Here is a 14,569-nt window from a genome sequence, read left to right as displayed (position 1 = left end):
TCATCCGACAGGCATGTCATTAAATGTGAGCAGTGCCTGTAATATGTTCAGTGTATTTATAACTAGGTGCATACCTATAATGCTTTTATATACCGTTTAGTGATGTTCAAGTATCAAATGCTCTAAGCCAGCAACCGCGCTGGTCGCCAGCCACTCCCTTTTGCCCATTGAAAACCCGGCCAACCTGCACCGGGTGATAGAAAAGACTTATGGGTAAATATTGTCGGTTGCGAAACCCCTGACGCCCAGCCTTACGTACTTACAGTGATAATAATTGAGTCAGCGACGGGGCGAAGTAATAACTGCCGGTCACCGGCTTACTGAAACCTAATAACAGATCATGCTTATCGTCTATTGAGCCAAACATACTTAATAATTGCTGTTCGATATTATGTAAGCGCGCGCAATAAGCAATAAAGTACAACCCGTGTTTGCCACTGGCGGTACCGTAAGGCAAGCTTTGACGCAAAATTTTCAGCCCTTTGCCATTTTCTTTTAAATCGACGCGGCTGACATGGGAAGTTTCCGGGCGCTGATCCGACGGCAACTCCTCGCTGCCATGTTTGGTACGCCCGATAATTTGCTCTTGCTTGTGTTCAGGAATGCGCTGCCATTTTTTCAGGTCGTGCTCATAACGCTGTACCAGCACATAGCTACCACCGGCATCTTCCTCACCGTCCGCAATCACCGCCACTTCCGGGCGGCTATCCCCTTGCGGGTTTTCGGTGCCATCAATAAAACCAGTAAGATCACGTTCTTCTACCCAGCGGAAGCCATGTGTCTCTTCTTCAACGGTAATCGCATCACCAAAAGCGGCCACCGCAGCCTGCGCTAAAGTAAAATTGATATCCTGACGCAATGACTGAATATGAATCAACAAATCGCGTTGTGTTGCGGGGGCGACGATTGGCGCTTTGCCTAATGGCACAAAGGGTTTTAACTCATTAGCCCCTTTACCGCCGGATAGGTCATGCCAAATATCAGAACCAAAAGCAATGACAGCGCCTAAATGTTCGTTAGGAAATTCTTGCTGTAATTCCTGCAATGATTGACAGAATTGCTTGCATCCCTGACGAATAGCATCTAGCTCGCCCTGTACTTTTGCTTCCATAAAGATGGCAAAACGACAATGTTCCAGCAGAATGCCACTCTGAACTTGAGTCATGTTTGGTTCCTCACAAAATATCGGTGTTGATTATGGCGAATATAATAGCGGAACCGATTAGGATTACCTTGCGACAACGCAAAATAAATTTAGGCAGAGGAAGTGATACCACAGGTGGGAATATTATTAGCTAATTCACAAAAGAGAACCAAAGCAATGATAAACAATACCGCCCTACATTATTGGCGTTACAGCAAGACAGCAAACGAAGGATAAAACTGCCAGAAGCCGATTTGAACGTGGCTTGCAGCGGCCTCACCTTAGCAGGCCCAGGCGATGGGCCGAGTAATGCGTGCCGCTAACACTGCTGTAACGCCAGGGAAGAAGAGGCGGTTACTCGCCTTTAGCTCGCCAGATAATCTTGCTCACTTTCCAACTTTGCAATGTATCATCGGATGGCATTAAACCTTCAGGACCATGCCAGTCGCCATCAAACAAATAGCTGACGTGCTTGCTGTCCGGTGCCGCACACTCTATTTGTGCGCTATCATCACCACTGCCTTTACGGCAAACACCAAAGGCTTTTTTATATAGCTCGCTAAATGGTGTGCCAACCGTCACCCCCCACTGGCTGGGAATAGCCTTATCCATAACATCAATGCGCTCTACCGTGCCTTTCTGCTGCCCAGAGATAACCAGCTTGATTTGGCCCTCTTTCATCGCCTGATAGAAGGAAATCAATTTACCGTCTTTGGTCGCCATACCACTACGCAACCGATAATCGCCTTTTAGCCCTTCTTTGATGTCACTCTCAGTCAACGCAGTAGTGGCGGTAACGCCGCCGACACCCTGATCAGTCACCTGCATACTGCTGCTGCCAAACCAATTGAGTGGCGACAGACTAGACCAGGAAAAACCTGACATGGTTGAGCACCCGGCTAACAACAAAGGGGCACCCAGTAATAACAATCTCACCCCAGACAACCGTGGGCGAATATTCATCTAAAGCTCCTTATAAAACCACCGCATCCGGTAAGCTGTTCTGCATTGTACAAGGTACAGAGGGCATCTACATGCGCAGTTTAAAAATGATAACCAGTGGTTTGAGTCCACACAGTTAAAAAAGTGCCCTAACGCTACCGGCTTTAATTGTTATAACCAGTAAATAGGTCTATACCCTAAATAATTCGAGTTGCAGGAAAGCGGCAAGCGAGAGAGTCCCGATGAGCTTACTGTCGTAAGTGATTCGAGTTATTGAGTGTAGCCAACGCACATGCAGCTTGAAGTATGACGGGTCTAATCGAATAGACTTGCGGCCACGGTATTGCAATACTTCAGCACGCCTTAACGCAAATTTGGTCTACTATTGGGTACCACAGAGGCTTGTGCAGTTTTTGTTTTCAAACGTAATGATTCATTCATTGAAGGAGCAATAAAATGAAGAAATTAACCTTAGCGGCAACCTTAATTATGTTATGCGGCACGCCGTTATTGGCGCAAAGTGCGACCAATACCGCGCAAGGGGGCTTCGACGGCCCGGCAGCAACACAGACACAGCCAGCAACTCAGGGTGGGTTCTCTGGCCCAAGTGTAACCAATACCACGGTAGACAAAGTCAAAACGATGCGTGATGACACTCGTGTCACTCTGCAAGGGAATATCGTTGAGCGTTTAGGTCACGATACATATACTTTCCGCGACAGCACCGGTACCATCACCGTTGATATTGATAACAAACGCTGGAACGGCCAAACCATCACGCCACAAGATAAAATACAAATCGAAGGAAAAGTTGATAAAGACTGGAATTCGGTAGAAGTTGATGTGAAAAGTATTACCAAGATTAAATAATTAATCTTTACCCTATCCTCTGCTGCTTTATCAGCTTTTGGGGATAGGGTTATTGTCATATTAAGGTTAAGACCAACCTTAATACTCCTGATCGACAATCAGCCGTTTGCCCAGCATGATGCTGTCTTGGGTTTCATAATCAAGTTTTTCATACATGCCGATCACTGCATCATTGTCTTCGCGCACCATAATGTTGAGCTTTGGGCAGCCACGGGCGATGAGTTTCTTTTCCAAACGGCTGATCAGCGCATTGGCAAAGCCAATTTAAACTCTGGGGCTAACTGGGGTTAATACTATATTTTCAATAAAAATCAAAATATTATACAAACAAAGAATTGCAGAACACGAGGTTGAATTGCAGTATTGTGCGTTATAAGTGTGGCAAGATTGTGGCGTAGTAACATCAAGATTTAGTGTAAGATTTTTCCTGTTCCTCTACCGCGATGTCTTTTAATCACTCTGCAAATATTGCACTCATCTGAAACCCGATGCGATCCAATGCAAGAAGCATGGTCGCAAGATGGAGTGCTTATGCAAGACTTAATGACCGCCGAACAACTTTCTAAAATCATCCATAAAACCGTGGCCAGTATCCGCAGCGATGCCACACGCAATCCTATTTCATTACCACCTATCTGCCGATTACCCAATACTAAGCGCTTATTGTGGCGCTTGGAAGATGTAGAACAATGGTTGGCTTGCCATGTGTGTACTCCACAGCAACCTCCCCTACCCAGCTCAATAAATCTTGTTGTTCCTGCCAAGCGTGGCCGCCCAACAAAAGCGGAGCAAATCGCCCGCAACAAAAAAAGATCGGTACTGCCGATAGCTCTTAAAACCGGACGATAATCTGGTGAGTGATATTGACGTTAAGCCTTCCCTTCTCACTCGCGTTAGAACGCTGCAAGCCAGCTCGCCAAAGAGAAATAAGGAAAAGACTAACGATAGGCAGTTAATGCCCCCTCATCTCCCAGAAATTGGTGAGCTTTATCGTACCATGCCAAATCATATAGCTCGCTCAAGCCTTTTTGCACCTATAGGAACCAAGCCGAAGCAAATATATAACGATGTAACTCTCGTCAGCCGTCAAGATGCTGTAATTAAGTTCTCAGGTGAACAACTTGATGAATCTCAGGCTGATGTTTGGATGCAGGTAATGTTTGAAGCATCAAAATTCCCTTTGGGCCACCCTGTAGAAATTAATCGCTCAAAGTTCCTTCAAGCTATCGGTCGCACGACAACCGGAACAAACTACGAGTGGTTGCACAGAAGTATGGAGAAATTGGTTTTAGCCATATTATCCATTCAGTTCAAGTGTAATAGGAGCCAAAGGATACTAACTATCGGGAAAAACTCGGAGTTACATTTGATTAACTCCTTTGATTATGATGATAAATCTCAAAAACATATACTTCGTATAGACCCTCGTTGGAGCCTTATGTATAGAAATAATGAATACTCCCTTATTAATTGGAGTAAACGGCTAAAAATTGGTCATAAACAAGATATGGCCAAATCACTACAACGGCTGATTTCCACATCTAGTGATGAGATTCAATACTATTCTCTTGAATGGCTTAAAGAGAAGTTTGTTTACACTGGTCGCCTCAGAGATTTCAAACCAGCCATTGTTAAGGCCATGAAAGAACTAACTCGCCTTAAAATCATAACGGAAGCCCGGATCGAGAAAAGTAAAAAAGGCAATATTCAGACAGTGTGGCGCAGGCTAAAAAATTCGTAATTATGGCTCGCTGTTGCGTCGCGGTTTTATCGCTGTTGCGTCGCGCTTTGTCGCTGTTGCATCGCGCTTTATCGCTGCTGCGTCGCGCCGAATTCTCCGCAGCCCGCATGTAGCCTGCTTTCCAGAGCAGCGAAATTCCCTCTACCTTATTTCTACCAATAACTACCCTGACTTAGAGAAAAATCAGAGATAACAAACGCAGGTTTGAGAGTGAGAGTGGCGACTAAAATCCCGTTTCAAGACGTTTTACGCCAGAGAAAGGCGCTATGATGAAGCTAACGCGAATACCCACAGTAGGTTGATCAAGATGAAACAGACGATATCAGTAAAGATCGCCCCAGAATTGAAAGACAGACTGGCGCAGCTTGCTCTCACGAAAGACCGCTCAATACACTGGTTGTTGATGCAGGCTATTACGCGCTATGTAGAACAAGAGGAAAGGCGGGAATCGATCAAGGCTGCATCACTAGATGCCTGGATAAACTTTCAAATGACAGGGGTTGGAGTTCCATCAAAGGATGTTTGTGATTGGTTGTCCGATTTAGCACAAGGAAAATATCGAAACCCACCGCTCTGAGATGATAAATAAAGGAGTCCTCTCTAGTTTAGTTATCAACATACTTCGGCGGAAGAAACCAAATTTCGAGAGGACAGGCAGGTATTAACCCACTAACAATTATAGTGCTGAGTTTTTGCAAAGCAATTCCTGTAGCACAGAATGCAGTCCAATTTTAAAAGTGAAAATCAAAGGCACATTATTAAGGATTTTATTTTGCTATCATAATGCTAAATTTTAGCGGCTAAAATTTAAGTTTTGCTGGCAAAATGAATCAATATTAAAAGATGAGCTATATTTATCATCTTTTCTACTCTCTAATTCTAATTTATCAATTTCGCTCGTTATAGTGGGTAAAAGGTCTAACTCAATAAGTTCTGGAGTTAATAATTCACTGTTTAAAATATTACGAACATTCTTGAAATAAAGATCGCAGATATAAATGCCTACACCTTCAAGTTGAGTTTTTCTGTCTGTTATTAAGTGAAATCTATAAGCCGCTACAGCTCTGGCTAAATCTGCAATGGTCAATGTCTCTGTATAACCCAAATTTGCCGATATGGTTATTGCCGTTGAAAACTCTTTTAGTGGTGATGACGCCGATATCATTGGATGCGTTCGCATACAGGCCACCAATTGGCTGGTATGCCCCCACAGAGCCGCCCACAGCCCTCCTGGGCCATATTGATACACTATCTCTATGTCATCAAAGAACATTTTGAGATCAGCTAAGGTCTTCTTTGTTATGGATTGATCGCCTTTAGCTATCGGATACCACTTCTTCGATGTTGTTGTTTCCGGAATCTCTTTCCCATCGATTCTCATACTCTCGGTACGCAGATCAAACCATTTGGCGAATTGATTTGGATTGGTTGTATTAGTTCTTCGCATTAACTCTTGCATCAGAAAAGTAGTACGAACCTTATCCCTTTCGATTAACTCTTTTTTCGAAAACATATAGTGAGTTCACTCATAAGGTGTAGGAATTTTAAATAATACTACCATGCAAACTAACCAAGTCCAGATAATAATAAATCATCCAATTTTAATTGAGCCAAGTTTATGAAAAGTAATTTCGATATATTGATTGAAACGCATGGAGCAGTGATAACACTGGAGCAACTCGCGGCCATTTTAAGTAGAAAACCAGAAGGTCTAAGAATGGCGTTATTGCAACCCAAAGAGCCTTGGGCCAAGAAGTTAAATGACAAGAAATTTTATGTCGGTAGAAGAATGTATTTCCCAACAGAAACAGTTTCAGAGGTAATTTCAGGCGACTTTCTATCACCATGAAAAGTTAAATTACGATATATCGTTTGCTCATATTTATATCTTATTTAATTTTCTTGGATATATCCTGGATTAATCTTGATTTCATCTTGGTTCTATCTCGGTTTTATCTTGCTCGAATCTTGGTTTTATCTTGATTGAGAAATATGTCTTGAAAACAAACTGGCAGATACGAGGGCAAGATAGGTGAAGTTAGCTAACCAGCAAGCTGGTTATCAATCTTCACTCTCCCTTATTCGCACCTTCGGCGCTCAACGGGGATCTTGCTCTGCGAGGCAAAAGTATTGGGCCTGTTATCTCCCGACACATGCCCTCATCACAGCGGAGAAAAATATGCATTGCACTAAGTTAGCGATAGCAACCAAGTTCACATTAGTCATCTTCATGGCGTCAACTGCCGTTTTCCCTGTTTCAGAAATTCAAGCGGCAGGGGCGGGTATCCCAGTGATGGATGTCACCAACCTCTCGCAAAACATCATGACCGCGATGGAAAGCGTGGCTCAAACGCTAAAACAAATTGAGCAATATAAAACCCAATTACAGCAGTACGAAAACATGCTGCAAAACACCGCAGCACCTGCGGCATATATCTGGGATCAGGCCAACAGCACCATCAACCAGTTGATGGGCGCAATTGATACTCTGAGTTACTACAAACAGCAGGTCGGCAACATTGATGCTTACTTGGCTAAATACCAGAACATCAATTTTTACCGAACATCCCCCTGCTTCAGCAGCAATAGCTGCACACCCGAACAGATGCAAATCATGCTGAATTCGCAAACCTATGGCTCAGAAGCACAAAAGAGGGCCAATGATGCAGTGCTTCGTGGTGTAGATCAGCAGCAAACCGCCTTACAAAATGATGCACGCCAATTAGTCCACTTACAGCAACAAGCTCAGGGCGCGACTGGACAGATGGCTGCAATCCAGTACGCCAATCAGTTAGCCAGTGCCCAAACTAATCAATTACTGCAAATCAGGGGGCTGTTAGTCGCCCAACAAAATGCTGATGCCACCCGTTCCGCAGTTATTACAGATAGGGAAGCCCAGCAAGCAGCTGCTTCCCTTCATCTACGCAGAGGCTCATTTAAGAAAAGCCCCCCTGGAAGCTGGTGAGGACAACACGATGATCATAAAAATCGGTTTTGCCGTTGCGGTATTAGTCCTTAGCGGATGCGATAACTCAAAAAACAATCAGTCATGCAGTGATGTGCGCCACATGGAGGACTCCCCCCAACGTCGGGAGCTAGCTTCCAAATGTCTTCGTAAGGGCGAATTCAAGAAAAGCCCTTCCCAAAGTTGGTAATGGAGCAAATAAAATGAAAGTGAAAATATGTTCTAAATGGATGTTAGCGTTAGCCAGTTTCCTCATGTGGTATTCCGTTAACGCCACAGCAGCAATTGATAACTCAGGGATAATGAATACGGTATTAGACCGCTTTCAGAGCGCCGCCAGTGGTTGGGGGGCTGTCATGGTTCAATACGCTTCATGGTTATTCTGGGGAATGGCTTTATTAAGCATGGTTTGGACTTTTGGCATGATGGCATTAAGAAAAGCAGATATTCAGGAGTTCTTCGCAGAAGCATTACGTTTTCTGTCCGCCACTGGCTTCTTTTTCTGGATATTGGTTAATGCCCCTTCGATAGCAATGTCGATCATTAAATCGACTCAAATGATCGGAGCTGAAGCCGCTGGCTTAGGTAGCCAACTACAGCCCTACGATATTGTTGATATGGGGTTTGATATTCTCTTTCGTGCGTTTGATCAGTCAACTTTTTGGGCACCAGTCGATGCAACCTGCGCCATTCTTTTCTCGCTAGCGACATTACTGATTTTAACGCTAATAGGTGTACAAATGCTGCTACTGCTCGTGACCAGTTGGATACTTGCATACGCCGGTATTTTTCTGCTGGGTTTCGGTGGTAGTCGGTGGACATCAGATATCGCCATTAACTACTACAAAACAGTCGTGGGAGTCGGGATACAGCTAATGATGATGATTTTACTGGTTGGTATTGGCAAAACATTTCTGGATGAATATTACGTCAAGTTGAGTGATACCATCAGTTTAAAAGAAATGGCCGTAATGCTGGTTGTCACGGTCATTTTATATGCGCTCATCAACAAAATCCCAACGCTACTGGCTGGGATAGTCGGCGCAGGTGCGATACAAAGTGGTATCGGCACTTTTGGGGCCGGGGCTGTAATGGGAGCCGCAAGCATGGCCGCTGCCGCAGTTTCTACAGCTGCATCAGGTGCAATGTCGGCGGCTACCAGTGCCGCAGGTGGCACATCAGCGCTTCAGGCAGCATTTGAATCAGCGCAACAAAGCATGGACGCTGGCAGTAGCCCTAGTGGTGAAGGACATAGCTCTTCAGGTGGCAGCTTTTCAGAAGCAATGGGAAGAACGGGCAGTTTTGCTAAGTCGATGGGATCAAGCCTTGCCGATGCTGCCCGTGATGTTGCTCAAGAAAAAGCTGGAGCTATAAAAGACTCTATTCAGGAAAGAGTCTCTGAAACCACTGGTGGAAAAATGGCTTACTCGATCCGTGAAAGTAGCGGAATGAATAATGGAAATGATAGCAGTCAATTTGATAGTGATGGTCTAGGGGCTGGAAACAATGCGGGAAGTTGCGCTTCTGCACCAGAAACCGACGAAGAAATGATCGATAACTTTGTTAATAAAACGCCAAGGGATGATAGCTAATGAACAACTCACAACCAATCAAGCAGGTTGAAAATTTCATACCCTTTTTAAATGAGTTAATAACAATTATCGCTACACCAGCTGAAAACACTCAGCCAAAAAGCCAAGCCATAGCTTTTGCAGACCTACTGGTTGATATCAGTGTTATGTTGCACTGCCACCTTATCGGTGGCCCTGTGATATCAGCACTACAAATTGACGAGCTAAAAGCTGATGCCAGGAAAATTATAAGATAGTCGAGTAAAAAGATTATTCAGCAAATCCAGCGTAGCAATCAGACGCTGGTTTTTTTATTTCGTAATACCCACCGCTCATGGTTATCCTGGACGTTAAACCAAAACTCGGGATTAGTATCGAAGAATGCTGCTAGCAGAGATATTTCCTTAGCATTTATCTGTATTAGTTCAAACTCGACCTGACAGTTTTCTCGGAAAGAACACAATCAAGTCTGACAGTCGGTTGCGAGCGAGGAAGGGATGTTCGTTTTCGGGTAACATAATCCATATGCAAGAGGATCTCTAAAAGAGAATGGGGCGTCTAAGCGGGATACTTACAACGATTCTTGCCGTATTCACAGCAAGCACTCTGTTTGGCGTATTTTTATTCAAATAGCAAACACCAATAAAGGGAATTTTCATGAACAATATTCCATCTATGCCGCAGTTAGGGATTTATGTCTCAAAAATCGATCCCACCCTTCGCATCACTGTAACCGACGTTGATATTGTTGATGGCGATGATGACTCTCCTGATGATGAATTGTTTTATTTAGTCCGCTGGATCGAGGGGGAAGATGAAAGTGATATGTCTGCGATGGAATTTGAGCTAGATCCAGTCGAGTGGCAGGCTTTCGTTGAGTCTGAGCAATTAGTGTTTGAGCGCGATCCGTACATGGATTCAGTCCCCGAAAATTCAAACCTTGCGAAAATTCGGGATTTACTCATGAAGACTAAACAGAATGACCGTTCGTAAGCACCCATCAGGAAAGAGGCTTAGCGAGTGTTATCTATTTGGAGCAAACGACAAACGAATTCGCAAGCAATTTGCCACCAAAGGTGAAGCACTTTCACATGAATGCTGTTTAATAAATAACGCGTCTGACCTGCTCCCCGTTGATCAACTCAGACTGTTGTTAGCAACGTCCGCTTCAGGTACCGAGCGGACTGGGACTGAGGGTCCGCTTTGAGCGAACAGCAGACGTCAGTGACCGTAATGGCCCCTGCGGCAGGGCAGGATCCGATCTTATTACGTATCACCTCGATTCAGGCCAGCAGCCACTGCCAAAAGTAAGGCTGCAGTCGCTAACCCACAGGCCAGCCAGAGTGTATCTGTCAGGGCCAACATATCTACGATCTGACCCCCGATCCATGATCCCAGCGCAATCCCTGTATTGAATACCCCGACATAAAGCGCTGCAGCGATCTCCACGGCACGGGGTGCGGCTTTCATCATCCAGGTCATCAGTCCGACCGAAAGCCCACCGTAAGCCAGCCCCCAGAAGATGAGGACACCACCACCACCTGTGACCGATTGCCCGGTGGTAATGAACAGTAACGGCGTTAACACAAGACCTGTCGCAATCACAATCAGAGTGAATGTCGTATAGCGTGCTGCAGTGATGCCCGCCAGAAAGTTACCAGTGATACCGGCGACACCGTAGGCAAACAAGATGGCACCTATCCACTGCGCATCAAATCCCGACACTGAGATCAGTAGCGGGCGCACAAAGGTAAACGCTACGAAATGACTTGTTACGAGCAGCAACGTCAGGAATAAGCCCGCTTGTATTTTGCGGTTGCCAAGTTGGGCAGTGAACTGGCTAATGTTAGCCGAACCCGTAACGGGCAACGCCGGAATGACCGCAAGGTGGAATACCAGCACCAATGCGCTGAAAATTGCCATGATTCCAAATGCCCAGCGCCAGCCGATGACATCGCCAATAAACGCCCCCAGGGGCACACCCAATACCGATGCAGCAGCAACACCACCGAAGATAATGGAGGTTGCCAGGCCAATAGCATTCTCCGGAACCAGACGTGAGGCAAGACCGCCCGCGATTGCCCATATTCCCCCCATGCAGAAGCCAACCAGAATCCGGGCTGCGAGCATTAAGATCAGATTTGGTGCCAGCGCGGAGGCAAGATTTGCTATAACCAGCAACGCCAGCAGGCCACACAGTATCCATCGGCGATCTATTCCACCCGATGCAATGACGACGAATGGCGCGAATAAAGCTGCCAGCAATGCTGGCAGGGAAATCATCAGACCTGCGCTTCCGGTGGTAATGTAGAGTGTTCCGGCTATGGATGTCAGCAAGCCCACCGGGAGCATTTCTGTTGTGACAACAGAGAAAGTCGCCAGACCGACAGCAATAACTGCTGTCCAAGAGTTGCGAACAGATTTCATGGTAGAAAATGTATTCATCATTCAGATCCTGGAGAACGCACCGAGCTCAGGCGCGATTATCCTGCTTGTGCAGGGTTAAATGACTTAAAAGTGCCATGAGCAGTACCAGGATTCCGGCACATAAGGCGACGTAGAATCCAACCCGTGATCCACTGCTATCAACAACCTGACCGGCGATTGCGGCGCCCAGCGCAACGCCCACATTCAGCCCGGCCAGCAGCCAGGTCATGCCCTCTGTTAACTGGCTTTCAGAAACCAGGCGTTCAATGAGCGACATGGCCACGATCATGGTTGGGGCGAAAAAGAGTCCCGCCACCAAGACGGCTGCCGCCAGCGCGGTAAGATTTGTGACCAGTATCAGTGGGACAGTGGTTGTGGCAGTTGCCAGCCCGCCCAACCACAACAGCTGATGGAGTGGTGTTTTCAGTTTGAGTGAGCCATAGAGTAATCCGGATAGACACGAACCAACGGCATACGCTGATAAAACCAGGCTGGCAGCTGCCGGGTGCCCCAGTTGTCCGGCGTAGGCGACACTCACGATATCAACAGTGCCGACAATGACGCCCATCGCCACCATCAGCAGCGCCAACAGCCGTACGCTTGCCATACGAATGACCGAACCAGAGCCAATTTTGCAGCAGGAGAGCGCCATAATCGGAGGTTCCGTGCCGCGCTGTATCACCAGTGCAAACACGCCTAAAAACAGCAAAAATGCTGTGAGCAGCAGACCCGCTTGGGGAAACAGCGCGATGGAAAGGCCAATCGAGAGGGGCGGGCCAACAATAAACGTCAGCTCATCGAGCACCGTTTCAAGCGAATAGGCTGTCTGCAAACTCGGCTGGCCCCGGTACAGCGCCGTCCAGCGTGCCCGTACCATGGCAGACATACTGGGCATAAACCCCGCCAGGAATGCGCCGAAAAACAGGGCCCAGTTGGCAACATTCCAATGGGAGCAGGCTATGAGGATGAGAAAGCCGGTGACACTGATAGCCGTAGCCGCAGGCAAAACCCGGTATTGCCCATAAAGATCCACATATCGGGAGATCCGCGGTGACAGCAGGGCGTAGGTCAGAACAAAGGTCGCGGAAATTGCTCCGGCCAGCCCATAGCCACCGCACTGCTGCGAAAATAGAGTGATAATCCCGATGCCTGCCATCGGCAATGGGATCCGCGCAAGCAGACCAGCAACGGCAAAATGTCCCGTGCCAGGGACAGAAAAAAGGTCTCGATACAGATTAGCCATCATAATCTCCGGTAGCATTTGCTTGCCACAATGAGGTGACACAGCGACAATACATACAACGCGTATGAATCCAATCCTATATTCATACGGAGTGTTTGTAAATAATCATTCATGTCGTATGTAAGGAGAAAATTATGGTTCGCCGAACCCGCGCTGAGATGGAAGAGACAAGAGCCACATTGTTAGCAACTGCCCGTAAGGTTTTTTGCGAATATGGCTACGCTGAAACCTCGATGGATGACCTGACTGCGCAGGTAGGGCTGACCCGTGGTGCGCTTTATCATCATTTTGGTGACAAAAAAGGATTGCTGGCGGCAGTTGTGGAGCAGATCGATGACGAGATGGATCAACGCCTGCAGGCGATTTCCAGTAATGCGGCGGATCCGTGGGAGGGCTTTTGCAACCGCTGTCGAACCTACCTCAAGATGGCGCTGGAACCTGAATTTCAGCGCATTGTGTTGCGTGATGCAAAAGCGGTACTGGGCGGTTCTTCACCTGAATCGCAACATCATTGCGTGGAATCCATGCGGTGTCTGATTCGCAATCTGATTCAGCAAGGTGTCGTTGATGACGTCGATCCGGAGGGATTGGCTTCGCTGATTTACGGTAGCCTGGCAGAAGCGGCATTCTGGATTGCCGACGGTGATGAAAGCGAGATGCGGCTGACAAAAGCCATTACCGCGCTGAACCTGCTACTTCGCGGATTGCGACGTACTGGCTGATACTCATGTCGGCACTCGATGGTAGGGGGTGTCCGCTACTGACACTTACCTGCCTCTCGAAAATCTCGGTCTGCTCAGAGCAAAATGCGGACATCAGAACCTGATGCCATAGGGAATGTACGTCATTATTCATTGGTTCTTAAGGGTGTATAACAGCCTGCTACTTATGCCAAAATGATTCAAATTTAGTGATTAGTGGAGACTTACTGAAATGGCTGTTGTATTCATCCCGTCACTTGTTGCGTTGCTTGAAGCAAAAGAGAAAGAGGCCGGTCGTGAACTACTGAGGCATGAGGTTGAGGCGATACGAGATAATGCTACCGCTATTGAATTACCGACACAAATTGCCAGAGACATGACTAAAAGCCGGGGCTATCAAGATATTGATGCGGAGCATGTCTGGAACGAATGGTTAACCCTCAAAAAAAATAAATCATGAAAAATATCCTAGAGTTACGCGCAGAACTTCTCAAAATCGGTGAAAGAATTGGAGGGGGAATAAGACCCAATTATTACTTCACCATCCCTGACAGATCTGATGGTATGGCGACTCCATATCTGGAAATTCATGGCAAAGAATATCATTTCATTGTCAATGAAAGAGGTGCCGAAATAGCGCGTAAAGTGACCCTCAGTGATGATGAGATTCTTTATTGGTTTGTTGAGTGTGGTGTGGTTGGGCTGGCTACAGAGTATGCAGCTATGAATAGCTCACCTGAAACGGAATTCAGGTATGTTTATTTTCGAAAACAATATAGTTTAATGCTCTCCATCAAACCTGAGTGGGCAACAAGGAAGCGCAGAGAATTTACAGAAATCCTGAGTGGACAGGTTTAAAAAGGTTATATAATTTTTCAGAAACGTCGTTATCATCAGTTTGATTCGAGCATCACTGTTCCCACCACTCAGCATCCAACTTCCGCTTCTGGCACAGAGCAGCCTGT

The 14,569-nt window shown here is 46.3% G+C and carries 18 protein-coding genes and 2 pseudogenes; 14 read left to right on the top strand and 6 right to left on the bottom strand.

Annotation, left to right across the window (positions count from 1 at the left end):
* Positions 1–259: 259 nt before the first annotated feature.
* Both A6J67_RS09840 and A6J67_RS09835 read right to left on the bottom strand, forming a co-directional pair.
* Positions 260–1,165, bottom strand: a complete 906-nt coding sequence (locus A6J67_RS09840) for a Dyp-type peroxidase (protein WP_005183803.1) — start codon at positions 1,163–1,165, stop codon at positions 260–262.
* 333 nt (positions 1,166–1,498) lie between these two features.
* Complete coding sequence (locus A6J67_RS09835; RefSeq protein ID WP_005183809.1) at positions 1,499–2,107, bottom strand: RpoE-regulated lipoprotein; 609 nt, start codon at positions 2,105–2,107, stop codon at positions 1,499–1,501.
* Between the two features lie 435 nt (positions 2,108–2,542).
* On the opposite strand from A6J67_RS09835, the gene A6J67_RS09825 reads away from it, so the two are divergent.
* Positions 2,543–2,956: a YgiW/YdeI family stress tolerance OB fold protein gene (locus A6J67_RS09825; RefSeq protein WP_005183812.1), complete on the top strand. Its 414-nt coding sequence runs from the start codon at positions 2,543–2,545 to the stop codon at positions 2,954–2,956.
* Positions 2,957–3,034: 78 nt separating this feature from the next.
* On the opposite strand, the pseudogene A6J67_RS09820 reads toward A6J67_RS09825, so the two are convergent.
* Positions 3,035–3,217, bottom strand: a pseudogene (locus tag A6J67_RS09820) (GNAT family N-acetyltransferase); the annotation flags it as partial.
* A 270-nt stretch (positions 3,218–3,487) separates the two neighbouring features.
* Between A6J67_RS09820 and A6J67_RS09815 the strand changes: the two are divergent.
* From A6J67_RS09815 to A6J67_RS09805, 3 genes are all read left to right on the top strand, one after another.
* Entirely contained in the window at positions 3,488–3,805 is a 318-nt protein-coding gene (locus tag A6J67_RS09815; protein ID WP_046050490.1) for a hypothetical protein, read from the top strand.
* Positions 3,806–3,809: 4 nt separating this feature from the next.
* Complete coding sequence (gene trfA, locus A6J67_RS09810; protein WP_080608152.1) at positions 3,810–4,697, top strand: plasmid replication initiator TrfA; 888 nt, start codon at positions 3,810–3,812, stop codon at positions 4,695–4,697.
* Positions 4,698–5,004: 307 nt separating this feature from the next.
* A complete protein-coding gene (locus A6J67_RS09805; protein ID WP_050881692.1) occupies positions 5,005–5,274 on the top strand; it encodes a CopG family ribbon-helix-helix protein in 270 nt (89 codons plus the stop codon).
* 216 nt (positions 5,275–5,490) lie between these two features.
* Here A6J67_RS09805 and A6J67_RS09800 read toward each other — a convergent pair whose 3' ends face one another.
* Positions 5,491–6,210 (bottom strand): hypothetical protein, encoded by a 720-nt coding sequence (locus A6J67_RS09800; RefSeq protein WP_167310395.1) that lies wholly within the window; start codon positions 6,208–6,210, stop codon positions 5,491–5,493.
* Positions 6,211–6,315: 105 nt separating this feature from the next.
* Between A6J67_RS09800 and A6J67_RS09795 the strand changes: the two genes are divergently transcribed.
* From A6J67_RS09795 to A6J67_RS23675, 7 genes and pseudogenes are all read left to right on the top strand, one after another.
* Positions 6,316–6,546 (top strand): hypothetical protein, encoded by a 231-nt coding sequence (locus A6J67_RS09795; RefSeq protein WP_011815845.1) that lies wholly within the window; start codon positions 6,316–6,318, stop codon positions 6,544–6,546.
* Positions 6,547–6,876: 330 nt separating this feature from the next.
* Positions 6,877–7,662 (top strand): P-type conjugative transfer protein TrbJ, encoded by a 786-nt coding sequence (gene trbJ, locus A6J67_RS09790; RefSeq protein ID WP_050881690.1) that lies wholly within the window; start codon positions 6,877–6,879, stop codon positions 7,660–7,662.
* Positions 7,550–7,852 carry an entry exclusion lipoprotein TrbK gene (gene trbK / locus A6J67_RS23945; protein WP_080608151.1) on the top strand — a complete coding sequence of 101 codons (303 nt, stop codon included), beginning with the start codon at positions 7,550–7,552 and terminating at the stop codon, positions 7,850–7,852. Before trbJ ends, trbK begins: the two co-directional genes overlap by 113 nt.
* Positions 7,853–7,865: 13 nt before the next feature.
* Positions 7,866–9,254, top strand: coding sequence for a P-type conjugative transfer protein TrbL (gene trbL, locus A6J67_RS09780; protein ID WP_050881689.1), 1,389 nt, complete (start codon positions 7,866–7,868; stop codon positions 9,252–9,254).
* The gene (locus A6J67_RS09775; RefSeq protein ID WP_050881688.1) at positions 9,254–9,490 is read left to right on the top strand and encodes a hypothetical protein; all 237 of its coding nucleotides are present in this window, start codon (positions 9,254–9,256) and stop codon (positions 9,488–9,490) included. Before trbL ends, A6J67_RS09775 begins: the two co-directional genes overlap by 1 nt.
* A 400-nt stretch (positions 9,491–9,890) precedes the next feature.
* On the top strand, positions 9,891–10,226 hold the full coding sequence (locus tag A6J67_RS09770) for a hypothetical protein (RefSeq protein WP_050881687.1): 336 nt from the start codon (positions 9,891–9,893) through the stop codon (positions 10,224–10,226).
* Positions 10,213–10,347: pseudogene (locus A6J67_RS23675) on the top strand (site-specific integrase); the annotation flags it as partial. The gene A6J67_RS09770 and the pseudogene A6J67_RS23675, both read left to right, overlap by 14 nt.
* A gap of 152 nt (positions 10,348–10,499) precedes the next feature.
* Here A6J67_RS23675 and A6J67_RS09760 read toward each other — a convergent pair.
* Positions 10,500–11,678: an MFS transporter gene (locus tag A6J67_RS09760; protein ID WP_080608150.1), complete on the bottom strand. Its 1,179-nt coding sequence runs from the start codon at positions 11,676–11,678 to the stop codon at positions 10,500–10,502.
* Between the two features lie 28 nt (positions 11,679–11,706).
* Positions 11,707–12,903, bottom strand: coding sequence for an MFS transporter (locus tag A6J67_RS09755; RefSeq protein WP_080608149.1), 1,197 nt, complete (start codon positions 12,901–12,903; stop codon positions 11,707–11,709).
* Between the two features lie 134 nt (positions 12,904–13,037).
* Here A6J67_RS09755 and A6J67_RS09750 point away from each other — a divergent pair, with 134 nt between their 5' ends.
* The 3 genes from A6J67_RS09750 (at position 13,038) to A6J67_RS09740 (ending at position 14,462) form a co-directional block, all read left to right on the top strand.
* A complete protein-coding gene (locus A6J67_RS09750; RefSeq protein ID WP_050883336.1) occupies positions 13,038–13,625 on the top strand; it encodes a TetR/AcrR family transcriptional regulator in 588 nt (195 codons plus the stop codon).
* A gap of 211 nt (positions 13,626–13,836) precedes the next feature.
* Positions 13,837–14,064: a hypothetical protein gene (locus A6J67_RS09745; protein WP_050133773.1), complete on the top strand. Its 228-nt coding sequence runs from the start codon at positions 13,837–13,839 to the stop codon at positions 14,062–14,064.
* Entirely contained in the window at positions 14,061–14,462 is a 402-nt protein-coding gene (locus A6J67_RS09740; RefSeq protein ID WP_042569626.1) for an Imm63 family immunity protein, read from the top strand. Before A6J67_RS09745 ends, A6J67_RS09740 begins: the two co-directional genes overlap by 4 nt.
* The last annotated feature ends 107 nt before the right edge of the window (positions 14,463–14,569 follow it).

Source organism: Yersinia sp. FDAARGOS_228 (assembly GCF_002073315.2).
GTDB classification, from domain to species: Bacteria; Pseudomonadota; Gammaproteobacteria; order Enterobacterales; family Enterobacteriaceae; genus Yersinia; species Yersinia intermedia.
The sequence above is the reverse complement of the archived record's forward strand: the minus strand, read 5'-3'. Positions and strand labels throughout refer to the sequence as shown.

Excerpts from the sequence above, each read along its gene's own strand:
- A6J67_RS09840 (WP_005183803.1), bottom strand. The coding sequence starts at position 1,165 with ATGACTCAAGTTCAGAGTGGCATTCTGCTGGAACATTGTCGTTTTGCC.
- A6J67_RS09835 (WP_005183809.1), bottom strand. The coding sequence starts at position 2,107 with ATGAATATTCGCCCACGGTTGTCTGGGGTGAGATTGTTATTACTGGGT.
- A6J67_RS09825 (WP_005183812.1), top strand. The coding sequence starts at position 2,543 with ATGAAGAAATTAACCTTAGCGGCAACCTTAATTATGTTATGCGGCACG.
- A6J67_RS09815 (WP_046050490.1), top strand. The coding sequence starts at position 3,488 with ATGCAAGACTTAATGACCGCCGAACAACTTTCTAAAATCATCCATAAA.
- A6J67_RS09805 (WP_050881692.1), top strand. The coding sequence starts at position 5,005 with ATGAAACAGACGATATCAGTAAAGATCGCCCCAGAATTGAAAGACAGA.
- A6J67_RS09800 (WP_167310395.1), bottom strand. The coding sequence starts at position 6,210 with ATGTTTTCGAAAAAAGAGTTAATCGAAAGGGATAAGGTTCGTACTACT.
- A6J67_RS09795 (WP_011815845.1), top strand. The coding sequence starts at position 6,316 with ATGAAAAGTAATTTCGATATATTGATTGAAACGCATGGAGCAGTGATA.
- trbJ (WP_050881690.1), top strand. The coding sequence starts at position 6,877 with ATGCATTGCACTAAGTTAGCGATAGCAACCAAGTTCACATTAGTCATC.
- trbK (WP_080608151.1), top strand. The coding sequence starts at position 7,550 with ATGCTGATGCCACCCGTTCCGCAGTTATTACAGATAGGGAAGCCCAGC.
- trbL (WP_050881689.1), top strand. The coding sequence starts at position 7,866 with ATGAAAGTGAAAATATGTTCTAAATGGATGTTAGCGTTAGCCAGTTTC.
- A6J67_RS09775 (WP_050881688.1), top strand. The coding sequence starts at position 9,254 with ATGAACAACTCACAACCAATCAAGCAGGTTGAAAATTTCATACCCTTT.
- A6J67_RS09770 (WP_050881687.1), top strand. The coding sequence starts at position 9,891 with ATGAACAATATTCCATCTATGCCGCAGTTAGGGATTTATGTCTCAAAA.
- A6J67_RS09760 (WP_080608150.1), bottom strand. The coding sequence starts at position 11,678 with ATGAATACATTTTCTACCATGAAATCTGTTCGCAACTCTTGGACAGCA.
- A6J67_RS09755 (WP_080608149.1), bottom strand. The coding sequence starts at position 12,903 with ATGGCTAATCTGTATCGAGACCTTTTTTCTGTCCCTGGCACGGGACAT.
- A6J67_RS09750 (WP_050883336.1), top strand. The coding sequence starts at position 13,038 with ATGGTTCGCCGAACCCGCGCTGAGATGGAAGAGACAAGAGCCACATTG.
- A6J67_RS09745 (WP_050133773.1), top strand. The coding sequence starts at position 13,837 with ATGGCTGTTGTATTCATCCCGTCACTTGTTGCGTTGCTTGAAGCAAAA.
- A6J67_RS09740 (WP_042569626.1), top strand. The coding sequence starts at position 14,061 with ATGAAAAATATCCTAGAGTTACGCGCAGAACTTCTCAAAATCGGTGAA.